Genomic DNA, 25,224 nt, shown 5'->3' on the forward strand with positions numbered 1-25,224 from the left:
AACTTTTTTTATAATAAGCTTATTCATTATCGATTGGACTTACTAATGGAATGGCGAAGTCCTCCATAATTTGACGAATCGCAAATAAAATATCCTGTCGCACCTCCAACATCACTGCGGTATCATTTGTTGCTATAAAAAATCGTACAAGCACACGATAGCAATTATGGTGCAGCTCATCAATATAAACATGAATAATATCCTTCTCTGTTTGGTCATGTAAATAAATTTCTTTGTGAATAGCGGTTAAGGCGCTTCGTAATGATTCCTCCTCATTATCAACAGCCACGTACAAAAAATGCTCACATTTCCGTTTTTCACGCCGTGATAAATTATAAATGGGACGATTCACTAAATAGGAGTTTGGCACATAGACAAGTCCTTTATCGCCAGTTTGAATCAATGTACTTCGAAGATTAATATCCTCTATCGTCCCTTCAATTTTTTGATCCTCTGTTGCTATCCAATCGCCAATTTGAAATGGATTATCTAATGCAACGGACATCCCGCCAAAGACATGTGCCAACGTATCACGAATCCCAAAGGCAAGCGCTACACCCGTTAAACCAATCCCTGTTAAAAAGCCATTCAAGTTAAAATTCCAAAATGAAGCAATGGTAAACATCGCAAAAAGCATTGTCAATACTTTACCAATCCTTAGGAAAAACGGCAATAACACATTTTGATCTTCCTCATCCGATAATTGGAATGGTTGTTTTGTATAAAAATGCAAAACATCATATACACCTTTAAAAACAAAAAACACCATAATTGATAATACAAAATTTTTCGTTGATTTATGTGTAAATAACGGAACATCTATTAAATAAGAAAGACTTAACACAATTACGGCTGCTAAAAATGCATAGCCAATTGCTTTGCTAAATTGGGCAAGTACATTGGCTTGAAAATTACGATGGCGATTTTTTAAAAATAGCGCCATACGATTAATAATTTTTTGAATGACAAAGCGTTGAATAAGCCAGCCAATCAGGCAAATCACAATCGCAATCACAATATCTAACCACGTTGGTACTGCAAATTTAGGTAAAAACCATTTTAATGAATCCATGTTGTTCTCCTTTAACGTGCCTATGTATCTCTAACAAAAAGGAGCTCACCATGCTAAAGGTCAGCTCCCTTTTGTTATTGTATCGCATTATCTGCAAAAAAAGCTTTATGAGCAAACCAAAATTGCTGTTTATTAAAATGTTCTTCATGCATCGCAATCACCAAAAATTCGGCATGGTATTTTTGGGTCATCTCCTCTAGCATCATTTTTGCCTGTTTACTAACAAGATGCTGCCCATCAACTGGCGCTCCTTCTGTAAAAAGAATAATATCTGCTTCAGTGCCTTGCTGATTTTCCTGCAATAATGCTTTGACAAACTGTAAAACAGGTAACATCGCTGCTTCTCCACTTGCCTTATATTCAATAAAGCTTTTAAAATCAGCTACATTCAAATGGCCATTTTCAAAGCGATAGTGCACATGTATTTGACGGTCATATGGTACTATATATAAATCACGTCCTTCGTGATGCGCATTCATAAACCATGGTAAAATCATGCTTTTACAAAGCTCTGAATAAGCTGCCATCCCTGTTGTTTGTTCCAAGCAAATAATAATAGGACCAGGTTCTTTTTTATGATAATGAAATGGCACATATAGCACGTTGTCATTTTTAGTGATTTGCTGCTTTAGCTGTTGACGTCTTCGTTCTGCCCATTTCCGTTCATAATATAGACGTTGCTCACGACCATTTGCTAATCGTTCAGCTTGCTCAATTGCAGGCATATTTTCTTGCATCTCCTGCATAATATCTGCCAATTCGAGCGCAAATGCCGCCATATTTCGCAATGGCTCACTCTTGAAAAAATAGTCAATAAAATATTGCTGCTCTTTATCGCTTAGTTCTTCTAGATGTAAATGCTCATATAGAAAACGTAAATAGTTACGTTGTTCAAGCGTTATTTCAATATCTAATTTTTCGATTAGTGCTTGCAATGCATCTGACATATCGTAGCACCTCCTAAGTACCACATTTTTGAATAATGTCTATAGTATAACCAAAAAATTTTTTTGACAATACAAATCCACTTGCTATATTGACGCTGTATCATCAACAATGTTGCCATTCTATAAAATTTTATATTTAGCCATAGAAAAAAGAGCTACTAGTGCAGCTCTTCTCCGTTAATTATTTAATTCATAATGCTTGCCCTTTACTAAATAAAATAGATGCTCAGCGATATTTGTAGCATGGTCAGCTGAACGCTCTAAATAGCGGCAAATAAATGTTAAATGTGTAATTTGTGAAATATGCGCTGGATTGTCAATACCTGCACGTAGTAGTAGCACAATGGTTGCACCATATAAATCATCTACATAATCATCAAGCTCAGCAATTTCTTTTGCGCGTACTGTATCTTCCTCTGTAAAAGCTTTTATAATGCTTTCTAACATTTCCACTGTTTTATCACACATTGTTTGTAAATTCGTGAAAGGGAAGACGATAGGCTCTTTACCGATTCGTATTGCTTCCTTTGCAATATTAACTGCATAGTCACCCACCCTCTCCATATCTGATGCCGCTTTTACAAGCACCATTAAACGGCGTAAATCCGTGGCAACTGGCTGCTGTTTAGCAATCATTAAAATGACATGATCATTAATTTCTTCTTCAAGGCGATTAATCACTAAATCATCTTCAAGAATTTTTAAAGCTTTTTCTAAATCTTGTTCCACCAATGCTGTAAAAGCCATTTTTAATGCATCAATGCTACGGTTAGCAATAGCAATAAATTGCTCCTGTGCATCTTTTAATTCTTGTTCAAAACGCTCACGCACAATCATCTATTCGCTCCTCCTTAGCCGAAACGTCCAGAAATATAATCTTCTGTACGCTGGTCTGCAGGTGTTTGGAAGATAATATCTGTTTTATCGTATTCCACAACCTCTCCATTTAGGAAAAAGGCTGTACGGTCAGAAATACGTGCGGCTTGCTGCATATTATGTGTCACAATAATAATGGAGTAATCTTTTTTCAGCTCCTGTACAAGCTCCTCCACTTTTAACGTAGAGATAGGGTCTAGGGCAGATGTTGGCTCATCCATTAAAATAACATCTGGCTCAATCGCTAAACAACGTGCAATACAAATACGTTGCTGCTGTCCACCTGAAAGACCATAAGCATTTTGATTTAAACGATCCTTTACTTCGTCCCAAATTGCTGCGCCTCGTAGTGATTTCTCAACAATTTCATCCAAAATCTTTTTATTTTTAATACCATGAATTCTTGGTCCATAGGCAATATTATCATAAATTGATTTTGGGAATGGATTTGGCTTTTGGAACACCATGCCTACACGTGTTCTTAATTCCTCCACTGTATAGCTTTTGTCTAAAATATTACGCTCACGATAGACAATTTCACCTGATGTTCGAACGCTTGGTACAAGCTCTACCATTCGATTTAATGTTTTTAAATAGGTCGATTTACCACAGCCAGAAGGTCCAATAATAGCTGTTACTTCATTTTCATAGATGCTTAAATTAATATCCTTTAAGCCATGATGGTCACCATACCATAAATTTAAATCGCGTGTATCATAGACAATATTTTTAGCCACAGCCTCAGAAGATTTTGTTGTTTTATGAATCGATTGGATATTTGTTGTTTCCTTTTTTATATCAAGTACCATAAGGTCACCTCATTAATAACGTTTTTGGAATTTATTGCGAATAAAGATCGCTAGAGAGTTCATTAATAACAGCATGGTCATTAGCACTAAAATACCTGCCGCTGCAACATATTGAAAGGCCTCTTGCGGACGCTTTGCCCAGTCATAGATTTGCATTGGCAATGCGGTAAATTGACTTAATAAGCTATTCGGTAAAAACTGTAGAATAACTGGAATTCCTAAGACAACAAGTGGTGCTGTTTCACCAATCGCACGAGAAAGCGCTAAAATACTACCTGTTAAAATCCCTGGAATTGCGGCTGGTAGTACAACACGTAAAATGGTTTGCCATTTAGTTGCCCCCATACCATATGAAGCTTCACGCTGCTCATTTGGCACTGCACGAATAGCCTCCTGTGCAGCCACAATAATAACGGGTAAAATTAATAAACTCATTGTAAAGCCAGCAGCTAGCACACTTTTACCTAGCCCTAGCATACGTACAAAAATAGTTAATCCAAGTAAACCAAAAACGATGGAAGGCACACCTGCTAAATTGGAGATATTCATGCGAATAAAGTCGTTAATTTTATTTTTCTTAGCGTATTCCTCTAAATAAATCGCTGTCCCTACGCCTAAAATAATGGATACTGGCGCAACAACTGCCATTAACCAAAGCGAGCCTATTAATGCAGCCTTAATACCTGCTTTATCTGCAAATCGTGATGCAAAGTTTGTTAAGAAATCGATATTTAAGTAATCGACCCCTTGTGTAATGATGCGATATAGTAAAATCGCCAATGTCACAAGCGCAAAAGCCGTTGCGAGGAAAAATAAGGTTTTCCAAACTTTATTGAACGTAATACGCTTTGTCATTCGTTTCATCACGACTGAATCATCTATATAGCGCATGCTAGTAAACCTCCCTGAAGCGTTTCGAAATATAATGAGCAAGTAGATTCATTACCAATGTAAAGATAAATAGTGTGAATCCAACAGAATAAATAGAATAATAGATGGTTGTACCATAGCCCGCATCGCCTGTTGATACTTGTACAATGTATGCTGTCATTGTTTGAATGGAATCTGTAACATTCAAATCAAATTTCGGCGTAGAACCACCTGCAAGCGAAACAATCATCGTTTCACCAATTGCCCGGGAAATAGCTAGTACAACAGAAGCTACAATGCCTGATAATGCAGCTGGTAATACAACTTTGATTGCCACCTCAAATTTTGTTGCACCTAGCGCTAAAGCCCCTTCACGCATACTATTTGGCACAGATGACATCGCGTCCTCAGAGAGAGAGGTAATCATCGGTAAAATCATAATTCCTACAACAATTCCTGGACTAAGTGCATTAAATAATTTAAGTTCAGGGAGAATGCCTTGTAATAAAGGCGTAACAAATGTTAATGCGAAGAAACCATACACAATTGTTGGTACGCCCGCTAATACCTCTAAAATAGGCTTTACTGTGCGTCTTGTTTTTTCACTTGCGTATTCACTTAAATAAATAGCCGAACCAATACCAAATGGTACAGCTACTACAATGGCAATCAGTGTGACTTTCAATGTACCAGCAATCAGTGGTAAAATCCCAAAGAGCGGTTCATTCCCTGAAAACGGAAGCCATTGTGTACCAAAAAGGAAATCTGTAATCGACACACGCTTGAAAAATTCAAACGTTTCAAAAATAAGGGTGAAAACAATACCAAATGTTGTTAAAATTGAAAGTATAGCTGCAGAAAATAATAGAGTTGGCATTGCTTTTTCCACTATTTTCTTTGTTTTATTGTTGCGCGAATTTGCAATTAATTGCTGCACAGAGGATGTCTTATTTTCCTTTTGAGAAACCATTGGGAACTCCTTTCAAATAAGAGAGGGAAAGAGCATACACCTCTTTCCCTCTATGCATGTCTTCTTATTTTAAGCCTTCTAAAGTTTTTAAGCCTTCAGTATATTGTTCTTCAGGTAAGCGAACATAGCCAACTGCCTCAGCCATATCGCCTGCATTTTCTAGTGTAAATTTAATGAAATCATATGCTGCTTCATTATCTTTCATTGCACTATTTTTTACATATGTGAATAGTGGACGTGAAAGTGGTGTATATTCACCTGCTTCAATTGTTTCATTTGTTGGCTCTACACCATTGATTTTCACGATTTTTAATTTATCTTTATTTTCTAAGTAGTAAGCATAACCAAAGAAGCCGATTGCGTTTTTGTCACCTGCAACACCTTGTACAAGCATATTATCATCCTCTGATAATGTCGCTGCGCTTACAAGATCAGCACCATCTAAAATCACTTCATCAAAGTAATCGTATGTGCCTGAATCCGTACCTGGTGAATAGAAAACGATTTTGTCATCTGGCCAAGATGGATCAATATCAGACCATTTTTTCTCTGTGCCATCTTCAATCCAAATTTTTTGTAATTGTTCTACTGTTAAGTCTTGTGCCCAGTCATTTTCTGGGTTCACGACTACTGATAAACCATCATATGCTAAAGCTAGCTCTGTAAAATCAATGCCTGCTTCTTCTAATTTCGCTTTCTCTTCATCTTTTATATTACGAGATGCATTTGAAAAGTCTGTTTCACCTGCGATGAATTTTTCAAAACCACCACCAGTACCAGAAACCCCTACTGATACCTTGACATCTGGTTGTGTACCTGCATACTCTTCAACGACTGCTTCAATAATTGGTGCTACTGTTGAAGAACCATCTCCAGCCACAGAGCCTTGTAGCTTTTCATCAGATGCCTCTTGTCCTGCGTCTGTTGATGCATTTGTTTCTGTGCCATTACCATTTTGGGCAGACTCGCCACCACATGCACCAAGCATTAATGCAGAACCCATTACCGCTGTCATTGTTAAGTACTTCCACTTTTTCATTTCATTTGCCTCCGTCACTAACTGTTTTATAGTTATTACTCTTACAGTCTTTACTATAATGATTAATTGTTGAAGTCGTATAAAGGCTTTGTAAAAGAACTGTAAAGGCGTGTAATGCTTTGTAAACGATTGTAAAGACATATTTACAATAAAGTGAACCTTCAATCAGTGAGGGGCCTTATCCCCACCGATTCGTGATAGAGGATAAAAGAAATTTGCTTCTTATAGGAAAGATGTTATAATAAAAAATTGTGTCGGAAATATTTTATATGAGGAGTTTGACCTTTGTGATGAAACATGCAAATGTACAAAATGCCGATTATTTTAAAACATATTTATCTCTTATAATGGAGCGTCGGGAGCTAACATTACAGGAGGCTATCGATTTTATGGTAGCATCTTATTTCTATCATAATATAGAGCATTATGGGGTAAAGCCGAGAGAGCAATTTGAATTAGCGATTCAGCAGCTATCTGCCTAAAGATAAGAGGGTGTTTGCTACTTTTAGCAAACACCCCCTTTTTACATCTATTTTTTCTGAATACTCCCCCACATCCTAATTCCCCCTACCATTTGTAAATACCCTACAAATTACTCAAATCCTCATATGACATCTTATTCAATAAATTATACAATATTGTTATCTAAGACTAAACATTCCATTTTATATAGCGTCAATTAAAATTTATAGTTAGTCCTGAAAAGCATAAAAAAAGTGGATTTGGAAAATAATTTCTTTTCCAAATCCACTTTTATATAAGTTTTATTCTTGCTCACCTTCACCAATTTTTTCCTCTGTAGCGGCTGGTAAAATCGGTTGCTGTACATTACTATCTGATATATTTTCAGCTTGATATTTTGCTTTTAATTCAAAATACTTATCTAATGAACGTCTAGCAATGACATTATTTTGATAGTAGTGAGGATCTAAATTTGTATTAACCCATGGAATCACAACAGCATAGGCAATTTCAGGATTTTCATATGGTGCAAAGCCAACATGTGTTAGGTTAATCGTGTTTGTACCATAATGCTCTTTTAATGGTCCATAGTACACTACCTCTGCTGTTCCTGTTTTCCCTGCAGCTGTATATGGTGCATCCGCAAACTGAGCTCGTGCTGTCCCTTGTTTACCAGTGTATACACGACGTAACCCTTGTTTGACATAATCAATTTCTTCTTTAGGGTTATCTATTTGATTTAAAATCCTTGGCCCAACCTCTGTTACTAATTGCCCTAGTTGTTTGCCATCCTGTGATGGATCACGTACCTCTTTTACTACATGTGGCTGCACACGATAGCCACCATTGGCAATTGTTGAAATATATTGTGCAAGTTGAAGCGGTGTATACGTATCATACTGACCAATCGCTAAGTCCAATGTTTTACCACCCATTGTTGGACCAGCTGGACCTTGTACCCCACTAAATTCATTTGGTAAATCAATACCTGTTTTTACACCTAAACCAAATTGCGCATAATTATTACGCATTTTTGCGAATGTATCATCCTTTAAACGTAAAGGCATACCATAGCTATAAGGTGTGCCATTAATCATCATGGCGATTTTAAACATATAAACGTTGGAAGAGCGCTCTAAAGCACTTAAATCATTCATCGTAATATAGCCGCCTCTGTTAAAGATCGATGTTTTAGGGGCTGTTCCAGCTAATTTAATTGGTTCATCGCCCATAGGAGTACCCATCGAGATAACATCTTGATTATAGCCCATTAGAACTGTTGCAGCCTTGACAGAAGAACCTGTTTCATAAGCTGTTGTAAATGTACCATAGGCATAGTCCACAACTATATTTTTTCCTGTTTCAGGGTCCTTTTCGATTTTTTTACCAACCATCGATAAAATATCGCCTGTATTCGGGTCCATCATAATTAAAAAGGCACGATCTAATAAATAGGAGCCGCCCATGGCCTTTAAGTTAAGCAGTTCTTCTTCTACAATTTTATCGGTTTCTGCTTGTAGCTCACTATCCAATGCTAAAACTAAATCTTTACCGGGCTCTCCTTCATAGGTTGTAACCGTATCGACTACTTGCCCCTTTTTATTGGTAATATTTTTTACAACTGTTTTTTGACCTTGTAATAACTCCTCGTATTGCGCTTCAATATAGCTTTCCCCAACACGGTCATTCCGTGAATAGTCACGTGCTAAATAATAATCAAGCCTTTCTTTTGGTATCCCCTTTGTTGGGACAGTGGTACGGCCAAGAATAGATAAGGATGATAGCTTTACACGCTTCCAGTCTGTTGTTGTATTGACGCCTGGCAGCTCTGTTAAACGCTCTGATACACGTGCAAATTCATCTGCCGATACATTTTCACTTTTAATAATTTGAGGTGATAAATTATAGCCAGAAGCCATTTCTCGATAGATTGCTAATACTTCTAAATCTTCCTCTGTTAATTGTAAAAGCTCCTCATTTGTAATACGTTCACGCACAAGCTTATCAATCTCTGCATTGATTTGACTTGTTGTAATATCTTCTTTTTGTCGAATTTTATCTTCCTCAGCCTTTGTTACTTTTTCATAGGCAGCATCATGGTTTTTAAGTATCCAGAAATCCTGCTTATCGCGCAATGTCACACGATTTGTTGGCTGTTCAATTAATTGTGCTAGCTTCTCAGCGATTTCCAGCATTTCCTCTGTTGTTGTTGTCTGCATTTTCGTATAGGTAATAGCATTTTCAGGGTGATTATCAACTAAAATACGCCCATAACGATCATACATGCGGCCCCTTGGCACACTTGTATTAACAGGCACTTCCTCTGTACTCGCTAAAAGTCGTACATATTCTTCTCCTTTTACGATTTGCATATAACCCAGTCTAAAAATTAACATTGAAAATACGATAAATATTGCAAAGAAAAGGATATTCATACGAAATGTTAAATTAGAATGATGTTTTGCCTTAACACTCGCCGCGCGATTTTTTCCTGGTACTTTACGCATATATTCCCCTCCTTATCTTGTTATCGTTTCAATACACGATACTTAGTATAGCATTCGTAGGCAGGTTTTGAAAACATCATTTATTTGACGGTGCTTGCTCATGAAAGGTTGCTCTTACAGCGCCTTTTTGGACTCTATCCGCCACTTTTGCCCTTTTATCCACCCGCCACAAAAAAAAGGGGCTGTCCCATAAGTCCTTAAAATAAATCTGGAGGAGAAAAACATCACGTTTTTCCCCTCCAGATTTTTTGTCTATTCGCTTGTTCCCTGAAAGTAGCTGACGGATGGCAGCTACTTTCAGGAGATTGTGGGCTAATGCCACAATCCCAAATTCCACGTGGACCTTATCAAGGCCCCGTAATAGGAATCGACGGAACGACCGATTGCCCTTGATGTGACCGAACACACTTTCTACCTCGATTTTACGTCGAGCATAGATGGCGGCTTTTTCTTCACATTCAAGGGCTGCTTTTGCCTTTGCCTTCATTTCTTCAAATACGGTATTCCAATGAACCTGACGATTACCTTTTGCTGTTGTACATTGTGCCTTTAATGGGCAATCTGAACAATCTTCACATTCGTAGATTTTATAGCTTTGCTGAAATCCCGAGGCATTCTTTTTGTTTTGATATTTTTTAAATAGCACCTTGCGTCCATTCGGGCAAATAAACCAATCGTCCTTTTCCTGATAGTCCCAATTTTTCGCATTCTTGATATTATTTTTATACTTGCGCGTGTTTTCTTTTAAATATGTATTATATGGAATTAAATAATCAAAACGTGGCTCTTTTTCTTCCCCTATTGCATATAAGTAATTTTCTTCGCTGCCATATCCTGCATCGGCGATGACGGTTTTTGGCATTGGCAAAGTAGACGCTGCTAGTTTTTCCAAATGAGGAATAAAACAGCGCGTATCTGTTGGGCGTTGATGGATGGAATAATATAAAATAAATTGATTCTCCGTTGCCATTTGAACATTGTAGCCGGGTTTCAATTGACCGTTTTTCATGTGATCTTCTTTCATGCGCATAAACGTGGCATCCGTATCCGTTTTTGAAAAACTATTGCGATCGCCAAATGTCTCATGATACGCTTGATATTTTTGAATGCGTGGGATGAAATTTTCTTGAATTAGTTTGATCGGTTTCTTTAACGCACTTCGACGTGAACGGAGTTCTTTTCGAACAGACACCTCTTTGGTCGCTTCGATTTCAGCTGTTAAGGTATTTACTTGTGTTTCTAATTGATGGGAAAGGGTTGTCAATTGTCCTGACGTTACATCTTCCTCCGGAATCTCCTCCAGTTCCATTTCTTCTGTCTGGGCAAGTTCGTGAATGTGCTGAAGGTTTTCCTTGATTTTCTCTTTCAGTTTTTCTTCAAAACGGACCGTAGATTTTTTCCAAATGAAAGAATACTTATTGGCATTCGCTTCAAGCTTTGTCCCATCCAAGAAGTAGTCCTCAAAGGTAATATATCCTTTCTCAATTAATTGGTGGATCATGTTTTCAAATAACTCATCCATTAGGGTTTTCATACGATAGCCACGAAAAAAGTTGATCGTACGGAAGTCGGGGTTTTGCATGCCTGCTAACCACATCGCGGGAATGCTTTCCCGAATCAATTTTTCAATCCCACGGCAGGAATACACCTTTTGGGAATAGGCGTACAAAATCACTTTCAGCATCATTTTCGGATGATAGGAACTGCGCCCACCACCTAAATAGTGTTGAAAAAGTAGCTCATCTGGAATGTCTTCGATCATTTCATCAACAACACGTGCGACGTGATTCTCAGGAATCAGTTCTTGGAGATCATAAATAAAAAAACTTTGATGATTGTTATACGGTTTGAACGTAGGGGCAAGTTGTCTTTTGGATACAGGTTTTTCTTGTACCTCTAGAAGAAGTGTGGTTTGTGTGGTATACTCTTCATTAGTAATCTTTTGATTGCTCATAAAAAATCGTCCTTTCTACTAGTGATTGTGTGGTACTTTCATTTTACTAGAAGTGGCGATTTTTTTGTTGCCTTTTTTAGAAAAATTAAAAGGGGTGTCGCAAAAGGTCAGTTTTCACTGACTTTTTGGACAGCCCCCATTGTTTAATGATCATTTGTATTCCTGTAATTAAGTTCTTCCCTCCCCAAAAATCCCACCAAACCCTTACCACTACTGACTTCATCGCTATTTTCCTTACATTTAATCTGTAATTAAGTTCTTCCCCGAAATAGGCTTAAGAGAGCAGATTTTAGAGGTTAGCGCGGTCATTTTTAGGCGCAAAAATGATATTAAGTTCTTCCCCGAAGTATGGATAAGAGAGTAGATTAAAGCGCGGGGAAATGCACGATAGCCAACGTTACAAGTCTTGCCAAATCCTTGATACGACTGTATTTAGCCAACAAAAAAGAACCGCACCACGTACAAAAATTGTACGAGCGCGGTCCTCAATCATCTTCATTTCTAAAATCTTACCCCTACTCTGGGTACCAACTTAAAACAGCTGAGTACCAACTTTAGAAGATGGGGAAAGACTTAGTTACAGGAAGATATCATTATTTTGCAGCTTGGAATTTCGCTTCTACTACATCCCAGTTTACTACGTTCCAGAATGCACCGATGTAATCTGGACGACGGTTTTGGTAGTTTAAGTAGTATGCATGCTCCCAAACGTCTAAGCCTAAAATTGGCGTTTTACCTTCCATTACTGGAGAGTCTTGGTTTGGAGTAGACGTAACAGCAACTGAGTCACCATCAACGATTAACCAAGCCCAACCTGAACCGAAGCGAGTTGTAGCAGCTTTAGCAAATTCTTCTTTGAAAGCATCGAAAGAACCGAATTTAGCATCGATTGCTTTTGCTACTTCACCAACTGGCGTATTTGAACCGCCTGGTGCGATTACTTCCCAGAATAATGTATGGTTAGCATGTCCGCCACCATTGTTACGTACTGCCGTTTGCTTATCAGCTGGAAGTGCATCAAGGTTTGCGATTAATTCATTCACATCTTTATCTGCAAATTCTGTACCTTCTAGTGCAGCATTCACGTTTGTGATATACGTTTGGTGGTGTTTAGTGTGATGGATTTCCATTGTTTTTGCATCGATATGTGGTTCTAATGCGTCATAAGCGTAAGTTAATTGTGGTAATTCATAAGCCATTGTTAAGTTCCTCCCTAAAATAAGAAATAATTAGTACATTATTAGATTATCAAAATTGGTCAAACCATTCAACGAAAAAAGCTTCAATTTGTCGATTTCAGCCTTTTGACTGAAAAACCGATACGTTTACTATCCTACCCTGTTCCTTTTAACATTAAACCTTCTTTAAATCATAATGAAGAATAAAATAATCATTACAATTTGAATAACTGCCTTTGCAAGAGTAGATGTTAAAAATCCAATTAATGAGCCAACACCGCTTTTAACAGCCTCGCTAAATGTTCTTTTCTCCACAATGAGCTCTGCAATGACTGCCCCTAAAAATGGACCAACTAAAATACCTGCCACAGGAATAACGAATGGGCCAATTAATAAACCAATGGTACTGCCCCACATACCTGCATTAGAGCCACCAAATTTTTTAATGCCAACAGCATTTGCAATTGTATCAGCGCCAAATAGCAGCACGACAAATAATATTTCAATTACCCAGAACCACCAGCTTAGCTCTGCAAATGAGAAAAATAAGCCATATACTAAAAATCCACCAAGTAAAAACAGTACGCCTGGAATAATTGGATATACTAAACCAATAAATGAAATTACAAAACAGGCAATTACTAAAATCCAGCCAATCACTTCCATCAAGTTTCTCTCCTTTTATTGTGCATTGTCTTTTATACGGAAGCTACCAGCTAAAAGTTTCACTCTATTAATGACGAATACCTAAAATGGAGTCTGCAATATTTACAGCATGGTCACCAATACGCTCTAAATTACTAACAATATCCATATAAACCATCCCTGCTGCACCACTGCATTCATTAGTATTTAATCTAGCAATATGCTTTTGGCGCAATTTATCTTCCATATCATCGATTAAGCTTTCTAGCTCCGTCACCTCTTGCGCTAAGCTTAAGCTTGCCGTATCCAATGCCTCGATACTTTTTCGTACCGCCTCTATTGCTAAGCTAAACATTCCAATTAAATCTTGTCGCGCTGATTTGCTTAAGCTGACCTCATGATGTGCCTTGTATTGTAGCAGCTCTAAAATATTTTCAAAATGATCGCCAATTCGTTCAAAATCTCTGACATTCGTTAATAATGTATGATGCCTTACTGAGTCTGCACGAGAAAGCGGCTGCTTAGACACCATCACCAAGTAATTGGTAATTTCATTATCTAAATGATTTAGCCCAGCCTCTAATTGTACAACTGTTGGAATATGCTCAGCCTCGCCTGTTTTCATATAGAGGAATGTTTCTTCTAATCCTCGCAGGGCATGCTCACCCATGCGTAACACTTCTTCCTTTGCTTGGCCAAGTGCAATCGCTGGAGATGAGTCGATAAAAGAGGGGTCTAAATGCTTTGTTGTAACATTAATATGTCCATCAGAACCTGGCAACAATTTTGTGACTAAAGCAGCTAAGCCAGCGATAAAGGGAAGCTGAATCATCATATTAAATATATTGAAGGAGCCATGTGCTACAGCAATTTGCATACGGGGCCCTAGCTGAAATAATTCGCTTACCCATTGCACATAGTGCAGAAAGGGCGTAAAAAATATCATAAAAATCACTGTACCAATCACATTAAAGAGAACATGCACAGCTGCTGCTCGTTTGGCATAGATGGAAGCACCAAGCGATGCTAAAACAGCCGTCACGGTCGTGCCAATATTTTCACCAAATAAAATCGGTAATGCACTATCTAAATCAATTAATTGTTCAGCATATAAGCCTTGCAGCACACCAACTGTTGCGGTTGAGCTTTGTACAAGCAATGTTAATAATGTTCCTAAAAACACACCGATTATTGGCTGTTGACTTAGTTGAACGGTTAATTCCGCCACATCTGCTAATTTATGAAAGGACTGCATACTTACACTCATTAACTCTAATCCTAAAAATAATCCTCCAAAGCCAAACATAATTTGACCAATGTGCTGATACATAGATTTTTTAAAGAAGAATATACAGCCTGCACCGAGCGCTAGTAATGGATAAAAATAAATACCTACATTAATGCCAATAATAAAGGCTGTTATCGTTGTACCAATATTAGCACCCATAATCACACCAATTGCTTGACGTAATGTTAAAAAGCCTGCGCTTACCAAGCCAACTGTAATAACCGTTGTAGCAGAACTCGATTGGATACAAACCGTTACAAATATACCGACTAAAACGCCCATAATAGGGTTGGTTGTAAAGCGATTTAACCATTCACGTAAACGCTCATCTGCTGACTTTTGCAGTCCATCTCCCATTAATTTAATGGAAAATAAAAAAACGCCTAGCCCACCTAAAAACTGAAAAAGTATACTTTGCCAATCTATTGTCAATTGTTTTCGCTCCAATTCCTACATCTCTATTTGTAATCATTAAAGGATTACAAACAAAAAGTAAAGAAATCCCTTCATTTCTTTACATAATGTTAACATTTTAACATGAATCTATTTCTTTCATATCTTGTCCTCCTTGAACATGTTAAAATATCGTTTGGAGGAGATAGTATGAAACACTCACAGCTTTTTATCGATAGCCTTATTCACCCTAAAAAACTAGCAGCCTATCGTTTACTACCTATTGGAAAGGTTATTCAATATACCTTCCTACTCATTACCATTGTCGCAGTATTCTCTTTAGGTCGATTTGTTACAGGAATGTCTGTGGATACATTTGATATGGATAGCTTACATGGTTTAACTGACTATATAGAGAATATTAAATGGCTTTTATACCCCTTTACCTTCTTAATGCTTTTTATTGTGACGACGATGCTTATTTTTGGTCAAATTGCTATTTATGCATTAGCTGGTTTATTTATCTTAAAAATCACGAAACGTCGCGGAGAATATCGTCATCTATGGCGAACAACAACCTTTGCCATTACATGGGCAACTTTATTATCTATGCTGGCAGAATATCTACCAGCTTATAAAGTTATTATCTCTGTGATTTCTGTATTTGTAACAATTATTCTATTAATAATAGCTTTGACAAAATATCCAAAACAACCAACCGCAAAATAATAGGCATGAATCCCCTCTCTGCTCAATATAGTGTAGAAAAGGAGGGGATTTTTTGCGAGCACTTATTCTAACAGCCATTATTATCATTATCGCCTTTGTTGTAAAAGTAGATTTAACAGAAGGGTCCATACCGCTGACAAACCTACAAACTAAAAATACAGAGGATACACGCCCTTGTGAAAAACAACGTGAGCCCAATTATATTACTGTACAAACAATTGAAGGAGATACCATCCATAGCTTATTTGCCCTACACCCTGCAAAAGTGCCCATGACCTTTCCTGAACGCTTACAGCTTTTTTATCAATTAAACCCTCATTTACAATTACAGGAAATCAGTTCGGGTGAAAATATTAAGCTTCCACTCTCGTTTGAATTGGCTAATCATTGCGGAAAATGAAAAGTTAGCGTTTCTTCCTTGTCCTTATTTTCTTACACTGCTAAAATAAATGACAGTGACGGCTGAAAATAGTGGCCCGAAAAGGAGAGAAAGTTAATGAGTGAAATTTGTCACCGTTCAAATACACGTCCCGTACGTGTCGGTAACTTAACAATTGGTGGTAGTAATGAATTATTCATTCAAAGTATGTGTACAACAAAGACACATGATGTAGAAGCAACGGTTGCAGAAATTCTGCGCCTTGAGGAAGCGGGCTGTCAAATTGTTCGTGTTGCAGTGCCAGATGAGCGTGCAGCGAATGCGATTGCCGATATTAAAAAGCGTATTCATATTCCATTAGTAGCTGATATTCATTTTGACTATAAATTAGCATTAAAGGCCATTGAAAATGGTATTGATAAAGTGCGTATTAACCCGGGGAATATTGGTCGTAAAGAAAAAGTAGAGGCTGTTGTCAATGCAGCAAAAGCAAAAGGTATCCCAATTCGTATTGGTGTAAATGCTGGTTCATTGGAGCGTCATATTTTAGAGAAATATGGCTATCCTACAGCCGATGGTATGGTAGAATCTGCCCTCCATCATATTAAAATTTTAGAAGACTTGGACTTCCATGATATTATTGTGTCGATGAAGGCATCTGATGTAAACCTTGCGATTGAAGCCTATGAAAAAGCAGCTAAAGCCTTTAATTATCCGCTGCATTTAGGCATTACAGAATCAGGTACACTTTTTGCTGGTACAGTAAAATCAGCAGCAGGACTTGGAGCGATTCTATCAAAAGGTATTGGGAATACATTGCGTATCTCCCTTTCGGCTGACCCTGTAGAGGAAGTAAAAGTAGCGCGCGAGCTACTCAAATCTTTTGGCCTAGCTTCTAATATGGCAACACTCATTTCCTGCCCAACATGCGGGCGTATTGAAATTGACTTAATTTCGATTGCGAATGAAGTGGAAGAATATATTTCAACGTTAAATGTGCCATTAAAGGTAGCCGTGCTTGGCTGTGCCGTAAACGGTCCTGGTGAAGCACGTGAAGCAGATATTGGAATTGCTGGCGCGCGTGGCGAGGGTCTGCTATTTATGAAGGGGAAAACCGTTCGTAAAGTACCTGAAGAAACAATGGTAGAGGAATTGAAAAAAGAAATTGACAAATTAGCGGCTGAAATGGCAGAAAAGCGAGCAGCTGAAGAGGCACAACAAGCAAATGCCTAAGGAGGTGCTACGTATGCAAAAGCCCCGCTTTGGGATTGATATTGATGGAACAGTTACATGTCCAAGCACACTCATTCCACATATTAATAAAGAGTATAATGTCAATATTACACTCGATGATGTTTGTGAGTATGATTTTTTATCTGCCTTCCCACATCCTGTTGATCGAGGTGCATTTAATACATGGTTTAAGGAAAATGAGCCTTATATGTATAAAGTGTCAGAGGTAGCAAAGGATGCCAAAAATATTTTAACAGCTTGGAAAAATGATTTTGAGCTTTACTATATTTCGGCACGAGGCGAAAATGTAGCAGATATTACAGTAGATTGGTTTCAAACACAAGCAATTCCCTACGACCATATCGAGCTGCTTGGTAGCCATGATAAGCTAGCAGCCGCTAAAAAATATGCGGTGGAAGCCTTCTTTGAGGATAAGCACGATAATGCCGTTATGCTAGCAGAAGAGCTAAAAATACCTGTTGTCTTATTTGATACACCTTATAATCGTCTAGCCGTACCTGATAATGTGGTGCGTGTCTATAACTGGCAGGAAGCCAATCAATTTATTACAAATTACTTCAAATAACAGAGCTGTGCAAAAAGTGAAAATCTTTTTGCACAGCTCTTTATTATTTTTCATATTGAAATTTAGCAAGTGCTAAATGCAAGGTATCAGCCATAGATGCCAATTGCTGTGCCTTGCTATTAATTGCATGAACCGCTAAATTTTGCTGTTCCATCGTTGCTAGTAGCTCCTCTGTGCCTGCTGAGGATTGCTCACTCACTGCTGTCATATTCTCTACTGCTCGCACAGCCTCCTGTGTTTCCTGCTGAATCATAGTAGCAGCGACAGTAACATGATTAATTTGTGCAACCGTATCAACAATATGCTGTAAAATCGTATCAAGCGCCTGTTTATTGGCAGCAATATACTCGGTATTTGTTTGCATCGCCGTGACCACCTGCTGCATAGCATCGCTTGCCGTTACTGCTTCTTTTACAACCATATCAATAATCACTGCGATTTGACTTGTAGCTTGCGCAGATTCCTCCGCAAGCTTACGCACCTCCTCTGCCACAATTGAGAAGCCTTTGCCATGCTCACCAGCACGAGCCGCCTCAATTGCTGCATTCAATGCCAATAAATCTGTTTGGCTTGCAATCGCATCAATAACCTGTAAAATACGATTAATTTCTGTGGACTGGTCACTTAGCCGCTGAACAACATTAGCCGTTGCTGTCACTTGCGCTGACATTGTCCCCATCCCTTCAATAGATTGCTCTGCATGAAGCAATCCTTGCTTGGAAGACTCGGTTGTTTGCTGAGAATGCTGCTGCATTTCTTCAATTGCCATCTGAATGGTTTGTAATTTTTGCTCGACTTCCTGTGTAACCCCCAATGTTGTTGTTGCTTGCTCAGCCTGTAACGTTACACCTGTTGCAAGTTCGCTCGTTGTTGTTACGACTTGGTCAATACTAATGCCCATCTCATTCGTAGAGGATTGTAGCTCATCGCTATAGAGCTGCACCTGGTCGGAAATATCAGCAGCCGCTTGGATAAGCTCACGCATATTATCTGTCATCTGGTTCATGGCTTGTGCAAGCTCACCAATTTCATCCTTTGAGTGCACTTGCAATGGCTCAACTGCTAAATTGCCAGCAGCGATTATTTTTACTTGCTCCGCCGTCTGAATGATAGGCTTTACAATATGTCTAGCAATCCAAATAATAGCTACAACTAAAATAATAATACCGATAACAGCTAATAAAATGGATAGCCACATCGTTTCATTTGCCCCTGCTTTAACCTCATCCGCTGGAATTGTAACCTGCAATGCCCATGGGGTCGTTGTTTGACCAATTTGGATAGGAGCAACTGCAACAAAGGAGGCTTTTTGCAAATAAGTAGCATAATCCTCTACTATATAGGAGCTGCCTTGTTCAATAGCACTTAAAATTTTATCTGTTTTTTCATATTTTTCCATGCTAGTGACTGGTTGATTGATATAATCAGCGGATGGATGTGCGACAAATGTCCCTTGATAGGACACAACCGCACTATAGCCTGTATCGTATAAGGTAATTTCATTGTTCAAAGCTATCAAAGTTTCTAAGCTAATATCAACCCCAACAACACCAACAACCTGCCCCTCTATTTCAATCGGAATAGCTGTTGAAGTCATCAGCACCTCATGGCCATCAATCGGATAAGCAAGCGGTTCTAAAATAATCTCCTGCTTAAGCGTTTTAGGTAGTAGATAATAATCACTTGTTTCATAATCTTCAAGCGCTGCAACCGTTATATTATTATTACTCCGTGCCCAATAAGGAAGGAAGCGTCCTGTTGCATCATGCCCCTCTTGATTGATAAAGAGGTGATCTTGTTCATCAAAGGCATTTGGCTCCCAAATCGTCCATACCCCAAGAAAGGTGTTATTTTGTGCTAATAATTGCTGAAGCATATCGTTTACTAAATCACGATCCCCCTTATTGTTTGCCACCATTGTTTGGAGAGTTGTCGCTAATGTTCTGGTTGTATCCATTGCATAATTAAGCTCCATCTGCATTTTATAGGCACTTTCAGAGGCACGCGATTGAGCAAGCTGCTGTGCATCATAGACTGCTAATGTATTCGTCTTTACAATATTGACACTTAAAATAATCACGAAAACAATCATTATTGTTGATAATATTGTTAGTAAGATTTTGTATAATAACTTCATAATTCAATCAGCTCCTTACCTATCTATCATATTATTATAACAAAAAAAACAGAATTTTCAGTTTTTTATAAATATAAGCTTTTGATAAAGCCGTATATCATGCTACTTTCGCAAGTAAGATGATATACGGCAGCTATTTTCTATTCGTAATGAAATTTTGCTAATGTTTGTTGTAAAGAATTAGTCATAGCTGTTAAATTTTTCGCCATGCTTTGTACCTCATGAACAGCGTTATTTTGCTGCTCCATCGTTGCTAACAACTCCTCTGTTCCTGCTGAGGATTGCTCACTAACTGCTGTCATATTTTCAACTGCTCGTACAACTTCTACAGTTTCCTGTTGAATTAAATGAGAGGCATTTGTTACCTCATCAATTTGTGCAACAGTATCCACGATATGCTGTAAAATCGCATCAAGCGCCTGCTTATTGGCATCAATATACTGGGTATTTGTCTGTACAGCAGCCACAACATGTTGCATAGCATCACTTGCCTTCACAGCCTCTTTTACGACTGTATCAATAATCGCTGCAATTTGACTTGTTGATTTCGCAGATTCTTCAGCAAGCTTGCGTACTTCCTCTGCGACAACTGAAAAGCCCTTGCCATGTTCACCTGCACGAGCCGCTTCAATCGCTGCATTTAGTGCTAGTAAGTCTGTTTGGCCTGCAATTGCATCAATCACTTGTAAAATCCGATTAATTTCAGTCGACTGATCGCTAAGCTGCTGAACGACATTTGCTGTTAATGTAACTTGCTCTGACATCATCTCCATACCCTGGATGGACTGCTCTGCATGGGCTAACCCTTGCTTGGATGCCTGTGTTGTTTGCTGAGAACGATGCGTCATTTCCTTAATCGCTGCTTGAATCGCTTGTAGCTTTTGTTCAACCTCTTGTGTAACGCTCAATGTAGAAGCTGCTTGCTCTGCCTGTACGGAGGCTCCTGTTGCAAGCTCACCTGTTGTTGTCAGCACTTGCTCAATATTCACGCTCATATGATTTGTCGAGGACATTAGCTGATCACTATATGTATTAGCTTGATGAGAGATTTGTGCGGCTTCTTGAATCAATGTACGTGTATGACTTGTCATTGTATTAACAGCCTGTGCTAATTGACCAAGCTCGTCCTTTCTATCCTCCGCTAATGGCTCCACAGCTAAATTGCCAGCTGCAATCTCTTGCACCTGTGCCACTGTTAATGTAATAGGTTTAACAATACGACGAATAAGCCATGTTAAAACAATGGAAAGATAAATTATACCAGCAATGCCTATCATAATCATTGTCCATGTTAGCTTTGTTGTTTGTGCTAATACTTCCCCAGTTGGTACTGTCGCAAGTAATGACCAAGGTGTTGCCGTTTCTCCAATATGAATGGGTGCGGTAACAATATAACTATCCTCTTGTAAATAATTTGAAAAATCCTCCACAATAGTAGCATTGCCTTGTTGAATAGCAGTCTGTATCTCTCCCATATTCGTATAAGGCTCATGCTCAGCTAGTGGCATTGTTAGATAATTATTATTTGGATGTGTCACAAACATCCCCTCATTCGAAATAATGGAGCCAAAACCACTATCAAATAATTTTACTTGTTGGCTTAATTCAGCTAATGTTTCTAAGCTCATATCGACAGCAACAATGCCTTGAAAATCATGATCAATCATAACTGGCACAATGATAGATGTTAATAAAACATCCTTGCCAGCAACAGGATAGACAAACGGTTCTAAAATCATTTCCTGCCCTTTTTGTTTAGGCAGCGTATAAAAGTCAGCTGTATCATAATCTATAATAGGGGAATGAACGATCATGCTACCATCACGTGTCCAAAATGGTAAATAACGTCCTGTTGCATCATGTCGCTCTGTATTTGCGTAATGTTCGTCTTGTCCATCAAAGGCATTTGGCTCCCATACAGCCCATACACCCATAAACTGCTCATTGCTCGCTAAAATACGCTGAAACATTGCATCTGTTAAAGCACGATCAGCCTTGTTCTCCTCTACCATTGTTGTTAAGTTGGCAGCTAGCGTGCGCGCCGTATCCATCGCATAATCAAGTTGAATTTGAAGCTGATAAGCATGGTCAGACGTTTCAGCCTGCACCATTTTTTGCGCTGCCCCAACCGTTAAATTTTTCGTTTGATAAACATTTACGGTCGTTATCACTGCTAATACAACAAGCATTGTGCCAATAACAGTTGTGAGAATTCTTGCCAATAAATTCATATGTATAGCTCCCCCTTTTAGATACAAAGTAATAATCCAGCAGTGAATTAAATTAATTATACCACCAGTTATTATGATAATAGTATCTAATATAGAGGGATTTATGTCTTTTTTTAGATAAATAATACCGATATAAAAGTTCTATATTATTTACTGAACCTCAAGTAATCCTCTTAACCAGCGCTCTACAAAATTTTCAAAGGTAATTCCATAATTTTCATAAACACTATGATAAACAAAATATGTTCCTAATCGCTCAAGAATTTCATCATTAATTTTCATCACAAACCGCACCCTTTCTCCTTGTACTTTACTAAATTTTCAGTCTTTAATACGTCCCAAATACCGAACAATCGAGTGGAGGTCGCATCGTTGCAAAACCGTCACAATCTGCCGCCTTCATGCCCTTTCTTCGTATTTTTCTTTTCGATAAGATAGTAGTAACAACTTGCCAAACTGGAGGGACTACTTGTGAAATGGATGATAAAGATAGCTTGTATGACATGTATCTGCACACTATTGTCAGGCTGTGGTGAGCAATTGTCTGAAATTAAAGATGCAGCTTCAGGCATCAACACAGCAGCAAACTCCGCAGCAAATGCTGTTAGTCGAGATGTTCATGCAATACGCGCTATGGACATTAACTATCAAGACACAGCTTTTACAGTTAATGATCTATTTAAAACTATTTTACGTGATATCCGCTGGGATTATGACCTTGAAAAAAATGAGCTATCTGTGAGAGGCACTTGGCAACCCCCGCTATTTTCAGATCAGGCATGGGATCAGCAGATGATAAAAAAACTTGCTGAGGAAGGAATCGTCCATGTGCGATGCAAAATTGCAGATGATACGCTCGATAGCGCACATACAATCATTACATTAAGCTATAATCATGAAATTATTTTCGAAAAAAGTGGTGAAGAAGCCCTTCATCATCTCTACGATACTTTTTTACATTTTTAAATCCTTGCGCGATTCTGTCAGCAATAATGGCAGAATCGCAATTTTTTTAGGTCGAAGTCTTACAATTCTGAAAGATTTATAGTGATTATTTGAATAAATAAAAACCATCACGTTATAATAAAAGTATCACGTGATGGTTTGGAGGTGTTTGCATTGGGACAGAGAAATTAAAAATTGGTGAGCTTGCAGAAAAAACGGGCATTACAAAACGAACAATCGATTATTATACAAATATTGGATTGTTGGATGCAGAGCGTTCTGTCACAAACTATCGCTATTATGATCCAACGATGATTGAACGATTACACTTTATTGAACAACGTAAACAACAAGGGCTTTCACTTGTCGAAATTCAACATGAATTAAATATCACACCATATGAAGAAATCGATGTCCAAATGCTTCGTTTAAAAATGCAAGACCTAGAGCATGATGTAGCTTCTCTGCTAGAACAAATGAACAAGCAAGACGATCAAAAAATTGAAACCATTAAGAAAAATGTTTCACCCTCAAGTATTGCATTAATGCAGTCCTTGCTTTTACTTATTCATCAATAGGAGGTGACGTTCTGTTTTTACAGAACGACTATTTGGAGACCATTATTAACTTATCAATTTTTATTATCTTATTAGCATTAACAGGCTTTTTCGTAGCCACAGAATTTGCCATTGTAAAGGTGCGTTCCTCAAGGCTTGATCAGCTTGTTGTAGAGGGCAATAAAAAAGCAATTGCCGCTAAGCATGTTGTCGATCATTTAGACGAATATTTATCTGCCTGCCAATTAGGAATTACGGTAACAGCGCTTGGTATCGGGATGGTTGGTGAAAAAACGTTTGAGTTTATGCTTCATCCGTTATTTGAGATGATTGGTATTTCGGATAAGTATATGACAATCTTTACAATTGGTTCAGCCTTTGCTATTGCAACATTTTTACATGTAGTTGTTGGTGAATTGGCACCTAAAACTGCTGCTATTCAAAAGGCTGAAACGATTACACTGCTTTTTGCCAAACCAATACTATTTTTCTATAAAATAATGTATCCATTTATTTGGTTCTTGAACGGCTCTGCCCGAGTGCTGGTAGGTCTATTCGGTATGAAGCCTGCAAGTGAGCATGAGCTTTCACATACAGAGGAAGAATTGCGACTACTATTATCTGAAAGCTTTAAAAGCGGTGAAATCAATAAATCCGAGCTAAAATATGTCAATAATGTCTTTGACTTTGATGAACGTATTGCCCGTGAAATTATGGTTCCACGTACAGAAATTATCGGGATTGAACGAAATGAGTCCTTTACCAATATTATTCAGTGCATTGCCACAGAGCAATATACGCGCTACCCTATTTATGATGGGGATCGCGATAATATTTTAGGCTTTATTAATGCAAAGGAATTATTTACACATGGCTTACTTGAACAATTAACAGATGAAACATTAGTGTTAGAAAAATTTATCAATCCCGTTATTCGCGTTATTGAAACAATTCCTATTAAAGAATTACTTTTACGTATGCAAAAAGAGCGTATTCATATGGCTATTTTAATGGATGAGTATGGCGGTACATCTGGTCTTGTGACAGTTGAGGATATTTTAGAAGAAATCGTTGGTGAAATTCGAGATGAGTTTGATGATGATGAAATTGCAGATATTCGCAAAATCACAGATCATCATTATATATTAAATGCCAAAATGCTTGTAGAAGATGTGGAAAGGCTCTTAAATATTACATTGGATGCAGAGGAAGTAGAAACATTAGGCGGCTGGTTCTTAACGGTCAATAATGGTATTAAAACATCGAAAAATATTGAACTTGACACATACGTGTTTAGTATTTATGAGCAGCAAGGACATCAAATTCATTATATCGAGGTACGACCTTTACGCAAAAGTGCTCCAGCCATTACTGAAGTGCAAACATAATCATATTTTCAGTGCCTAATAGTAGAACT

23 protein-coding genes are annotated in these 25,224 nt (G+C 38.0%); 8 read left to right on the top strand and 15 right to left on the bottom strand.

The window, feature by feature from the left end:
* Window positions 1-19 precede the first annotated feature (19 nt).
* The 7 genes from MHB42_RS12130 to MHB42_RS12160 form a co-directional block, all read right to left on the bottom strand.
* A complete protein-coding gene (locus MHB42_RS12130) occupies window positions 20-1,072 on the bottom strand; it encodes a mechanosensitive ion channel family protein (protein WP_340806451.1) in 1,053 nt (350 codons plus the stop codon).
* A 74-nt stretch (window positions 1,073-1,146) separates the two neighbouring features.
* Window positions 1,147-2,019, bottom strand: a complete 873-nt coding sequence (locus MHB42_RS12135; protein ID WP_340806452.1) for a hypothetical protein — start codon at window positions 2,017-2,019, stop codon at window positions 1,147-1,149.
* A 177-nt stretch (window positions 2,020-2,196) separates the two neighbouring features.
* Window positions 2,197-2,856 carry a phosphate signaling complex protein PhoU gene (gene phoU / locus MHB42_RS12140; RefSeq protein WP_340806453.1) on the bottom strand — a complete coding sequence of 220 codons (660 nt, stop codon included), beginning with the start codon at window positions 2,854-2,856 and terminating at the stop codon, window positions 2,197-2,199.
* Between the two features lie 14 nt (window positions 2,857-2,870).
* Complete coding sequence (pstB, locus tag MHB42_RS12145; RefSeq protein WP_340806454.1) at window positions 2,871-3,704, bottom strand: phosphate ABC transporter ATP-binding protein PstB; 834 nt, start codon at window positions 3,702-3,704, stop codon at window positions 2,871-2,873.
* 12 nt (window positions 3,705-3,716) lie between these two features.
* Window positions 3,717-4,595, bottom strand: coding sequence for a phosphate ABC transporter permease PstA (gene pstA, locus MHB42_RS12150; RefSeq protein ID WP_340806455.1), 879 nt, complete (start codon window positions 4,593-4,595; stop codon window positions 3,717-3,719).
* 1 nt (window position 4,596) lies between these two features.
* A complete protein-coding gene (gene pstC / locus MHB42_RS12155) occupies window positions 4,597-5,544 on the bottom strand; it encodes a phosphate ABC transporter permease subunit PstC (RefSeq protein ID WP_340806456.1) in 948 nt (315 codons plus the stop codon).
* 64 nt (window positions 5,545-5,608) lie between these two features.
* Window positions 5,609-6,583: a PstS family phosphate ABC transporter substrate-binding protein gene (locus MHB42_RS12160; RefSeq protein ID WP_340806457.1), complete on the bottom strand. Its 975-nt coding sequence runs from the start codon at window positions 6,581-6,583 to the stop codon at window positions 5,609-5,611.
* A gap of 290 nt (window positions 6,584-6,873) precedes the next feature.
* Between MHB42_RS12160 and MHB42_RS12165 the strand changes: the two genes are divergently transcribed.
* Complete coding sequence (locus MHB42_RS12165; protein WP_340808586.1) at window positions 6,874-7,065, top strand: hypothetical protein; 192 nt, start codon at window positions 6,874-6,876, stop codon at window positions 7,063-7,065.
* Window positions 7,066-7,347: 282 nt separating this feature from the next.
* Here MHB42_RS12165 and MHB42_RS12170 read toward each other — a convergent pair whose 3' ends face one another.
* The 5 genes from MHB42_RS12170 to MHB42_RS12190 all read right to left on the bottom strand — a co-directional run bounded on the left by MHB42_RS12170 (window position 7,348) and on the right by MHB42_RS12190 (window position 15,049).
* Window positions 7,348-9,552: a peptidoglycan D,D-transpeptidase FtsI family protein gene (locus tag MHB42_RS12170; protein WP_340806458.1), complete on the bottom strand. Its 2,205-nt coding sequence runs from the start codon at window positions 9,550-9,552 to the stop codon at window positions 7,348-7,350.
* A gap of 76 nt (window positions 9,553-9,628) precedes the next feature.
* Window positions 9,629-11,506, bottom strand: coding sequence for an IS1182 family transposase (locus MHB42_RS12175; protein WP_340806459.1), 1,878 nt, complete (start codon window positions 11,504-11,506; stop codon window positions 9,629-9,631).
* 593 nt (window positions 11,507-12,099) lie between these two features.
* Window positions 12,100-12,705: a superoxide dismutase gene (locus tag MHB42_RS12180; RefSeq protein WP_340806460.1), complete on the bottom strand. Its 606-nt coding sequence runs from the start codon at window positions 12,703-12,705 to the stop codon at window positions 12,100-12,102.
* A gap of 165 nt (window positions 12,706-12,870) precedes the next feature.
* A complete protein-coding gene (locus tag MHB42_RS12185; RefSeq protein WP_340808587.1) occupies window positions 12,871-13,350 on the bottom strand; it encodes a DUF456 domain-containing protein in 480 nt (159 codons plus the stop codon).
* A gap of 67 nt (window positions 13,351-13,417) precedes the next feature.
* Window positions 13,418-15,049, bottom strand: coding sequence for a Na/Pi cotransporter family protein (locus MHB42_RS12190; RefSeq protein WP_340806461.1), 1,632 nt, complete (start codon window positions 15,047-15,049; stop codon window positions 13,418-13,420).
* A 171-nt stretch (window positions 15,050-15,220) separates the two neighbouring features.
* On the opposite strand from MHB42_RS12190, the gene MHB42_RS12195 reads away from it, so the two are divergent.
* The 4 genes from MHB42_RS12195 to MHB42_RS12210 all read left to right on the top strand — a co-directional run bounded on the left by MHB42_RS12195 (window position 15,221) and on the right by MHB42_RS12210 (window position 17,937).
* Window positions 15,221-15,739: a DUF1189 family protein gene (locus MHB42_RS12195; protein ID WP_340806462.1), complete on the top strand. Its 519-nt coding sequence runs from the start codon at window positions 15,221-15,223 to the stop codon at window positions 15,737-15,739.
* A gap of 52 nt (window positions 15,740-15,791) precedes the next feature.
* On the top strand, window positions 15,792-16,139 hold the full coding sequence (locus tag MHB42_RS12200) for a hypothetical protein (protein ID WP_340806464.1): 348 nt from the start codon (window positions 15,792-15,794) through the stop codon (window positions 16,137-16,139).
* Between the two features lie 96 nt (window positions 16,140-16,235).
* Window positions 16,236-17,351, top strand: a complete 1,116-nt coding sequence (gene ispG, locus MHB42_RS12205; RefSeq protein ID WP_340806466.1) for a flavodoxin-dependent (E)-4-hydroxy-3-methylbut-2-enyl-diphosphate synthase — start codon at window positions 16,236-16,238, stop codon at window positions 17,349-17,351.
* A 13-nt stretch (window positions 17,352-17,364) separates the two neighbouring features.
* Window positions 17,365-17,937 (top strand): 5' nucleotidase, NT5C type, encoded by a 573-nt coding sequence (locus tag MHB42_RS12210; protein ID WP_340806468.1) that lies wholly within the window; start codon window positions 17,365-17,367, stop codon window positions 17,935-17,937.
* A 43-nt stretch (window positions 17,938-17,980) separates the two neighbouring features.
* Here the strand turns inward: MHB42_RS12210 and MHB42_RS12215 are convergent, their stop codons facing one another.
* The 3 genes from MHB42_RS12215 to MHB42_RS12225 form a co-directional block, all read right to left on the bottom strand.
* On the bottom strand, window positions 17,981-20,074 hold the full coding sequence (locus MHB42_RS12215) for a methyl-accepting chemotaxis protein (RefSeq protein WP_340806470.1): 2,094 nt from the start codon (window positions 20,072-20,074) through the stop codon (window positions 17,981-17,983).
* 140 nt (window positions 20,075-20,214) lie between these two features.
* On the bottom strand, window positions 20,215-22,305 hold the full coding sequence (locus tag MHB42_RS12220; protein ID WP_340806472.1) for a methyl-accepting chemotaxis protein: 2,091 nt from the start codon (window positions 22,303-22,305) through the stop codon (window positions 20,215-20,217).
* 150 nt (window positions 22,306-22,455) lie between these two features.
* Window positions 22,456-22,587 carry a hypothetical protein gene (locus MHB42_RS12225; protein WP_340806473.1) on the bottom strand — a complete coding sequence of 44 codons (132 nt, stop codon included), beginning with the start codon at window positions 22,585-22,587 and terminating at the stop codon, window positions 22,456-22,458.
* A gap of 198 nt (window positions 22,588-22,785) precedes the next feature.
* On the opposite strand from MHB42_RS12225, the gene MHB42_RS12230 reads away from it, so the two are divergent.
* From MHB42_RS12230 to MHB42_RS12240, 3 genes are all read left to right on the top strand, one after another.
* Complete coding sequence (locus MHB42_RS12230) at window positions 22,786-23,271, top strand: hypothetical protein (protein ID WP_340808588.1); 486 nt, start codon at window positions 22,786-22,788, stop codon at window positions 23,269-23,271.
* A 215-nt stretch (window positions 23,272-23,486) separates the two neighbouring features.
* Window positions 23,487-23,828, top strand: a complete 342-nt coding sequence (locus MHB42_RS12235; RefSeq protein ID WP_445299989.1) for a MerR family transcriptional regulator — start codon at window positions 23,487-23,489, stop codon at window positions 23,826-23,828.
* 32 nt (window positions 23,829-23,860) lie between these two features.
* Window positions 23,861-25,195 carry a hemolysin family protein gene (locus tag MHB42_RS12240; protein WP_340806474.1) on the top strand — a complete coding sequence of 445 codons (1,335 nt, stop codon included), beginning with the start codon at window positions 23,861-23,863 and terminating at the stop codon, window positions 25,193-25,195.
* Window positions 25,196-25,224: the final 29 nt, after the last annotated feature.

The organism is Lysinibacillus sp. FSL K6-0232, assembly GCF_038008325.1.
In the GTDB taxonomy this organism is placed as follows: domain Bacteria; phylum Bacillota; class Bacilli; order Bacillales_A; family Planococcaceae; genus Lysinibacillus.

What these genes read in the sequence shown, in the direction of transcription:
- MHB42_RS12130 (WP_340806451.1), bottom strand. Translation starts at nt 1,072, where the DNA reads ATGGATTCATTAAAATGGTTTTTACCTAAATTTGCAGTACCAACGTGG.
- MHB42_RS12135 (WP_340806452.1), bottom strand. Translation starts at nt 2,019, where the DNA reads ATGTCAGATGCATTGCAAGCACTAATCGAAAAATTAGATATTGAAATA.
- phoU (WP_340806453.1), bottom strand. Translation starts at nt 2,856, where the DNA reads ATGATTGTGCGTGAGCGTTTTGAACAAGAATTAAAAGATGCACAGGAG.
- pstB (WP_340806454.1), bottom strand. Translation starts at nt 3,704, where the DNA reads ATGGTACTTGATATAAAAAAGGAAACAACAAATATCCAATCGATTCAT.
- pstA (WP_340806455.1), bottom strand. Translation starts at nt 4,595, where the DNA reads ATGCGCTATATAGATGATTCAGTCGTGATGAAACGAATGACAAAGCGT.
- pstC (WP_340806456.1), bottom strand. Translation starts at nt 5,544, where the DNA reads ATGGTTTCTCAAAAGGAAAATAAGACATCCTCTGTGCAGCAATTAATT.
- MHB42_RS12160 (WP_340806457.1), bottom strand. Translation starts at nt 6,583, where the DNA reads ATGAAAAAGTGGAAGTACTTAACAATGACAGCGGTAATGGGTTCTGCA.
- MHB42_RS12165 (WP_340808586.1), top strand. Translation starts at nt 6,874, where the DNA reads ATGAAACATGCAAATGTACAAAATGCCGATTATTTTAAAACATATTTA.
- MHB42_RS12170 (WP_340806458.1), bottom strand. Translation starts at nt 9,552, where the DNA reads ATGCGTAAAGTACCAGGAAAAAATCGCGCGGCGAGTGTTAAGGCAAAA.
- MHB42_RS12175 (WP_340806459.1), bottom strand. Translation starts at nt 11,506, where the DNA reads ATGAGCAATCAAAAGATTACTAATGAAGAGTATACCACACAAACCACA.
- MHB42_RS12180 (WP_340806460.1), bottom strand. Translation starts at nt 12,705, where the DNA reads ATGGCTTATGAATTACCACAATTAACTTACGCTTATGACGCATTAGAA.
- MHB42_RS12185 (WP_340808587.1), bottom strand. Translation starts at nt 13,350, where the DNA reads ATGGAAGTGATTGGCTGGATTTTAGTAATTGCCTGTTTTGTAATTTCA.
- MHB42_RS12195 (WP_340806462.1), top strand. Translation starts at nt 15,221, where the DNA reads ATGAAACACTCACAGCTTTTTATCGATAGCCTTATTCACCCTAAAAAA.
- ispG (WP_340806466.1), top strand. Translation starts at nt 16,236, where the DNA reads ATGAGTGAAATTTGTCACCGTTCAAATACACGTCCCGTACGTGTCGGT.
- MHB42_RS12210 (WP_340806468.1), top strand. Translation starts at nt 17,365, where the DNA reads ATGCAAAAGCCCCGCTTTGGGATTGATATTGATGGAACAGTTACATGT.
- MHB42_RS12215 (WP_340806470.1), bottom strand. Translation starts at nt 20,074, where the DNA reads ATGAAGTTATTATACAAAATCTTACTAACAATATTATCAACAATAATG.
- MHB42_RS12220 (WP_340806472.1), bottom strand. Translation starts at nt 22,305, where the DNA reads ATGAATTTATTGGCAAGAATTCTCACAACTGTTATTGGCACAATGCTT.
- MHB42_RS12225 (WP_340806473.1), bottom strand. Translation starts at nt 22,587, where the DNA reads ATGAAAATTAATGATGAAATTCTTGAGCGATTAGGAACATATTTTGTT.
- MHB42_RS12230 (WP_340808588.1), top strand. Translation starts at nt 22,786, where the DNA reads ATGATAAAGATAGCTTGTATGACATGTATCTGCACACTATTGTCAGGC.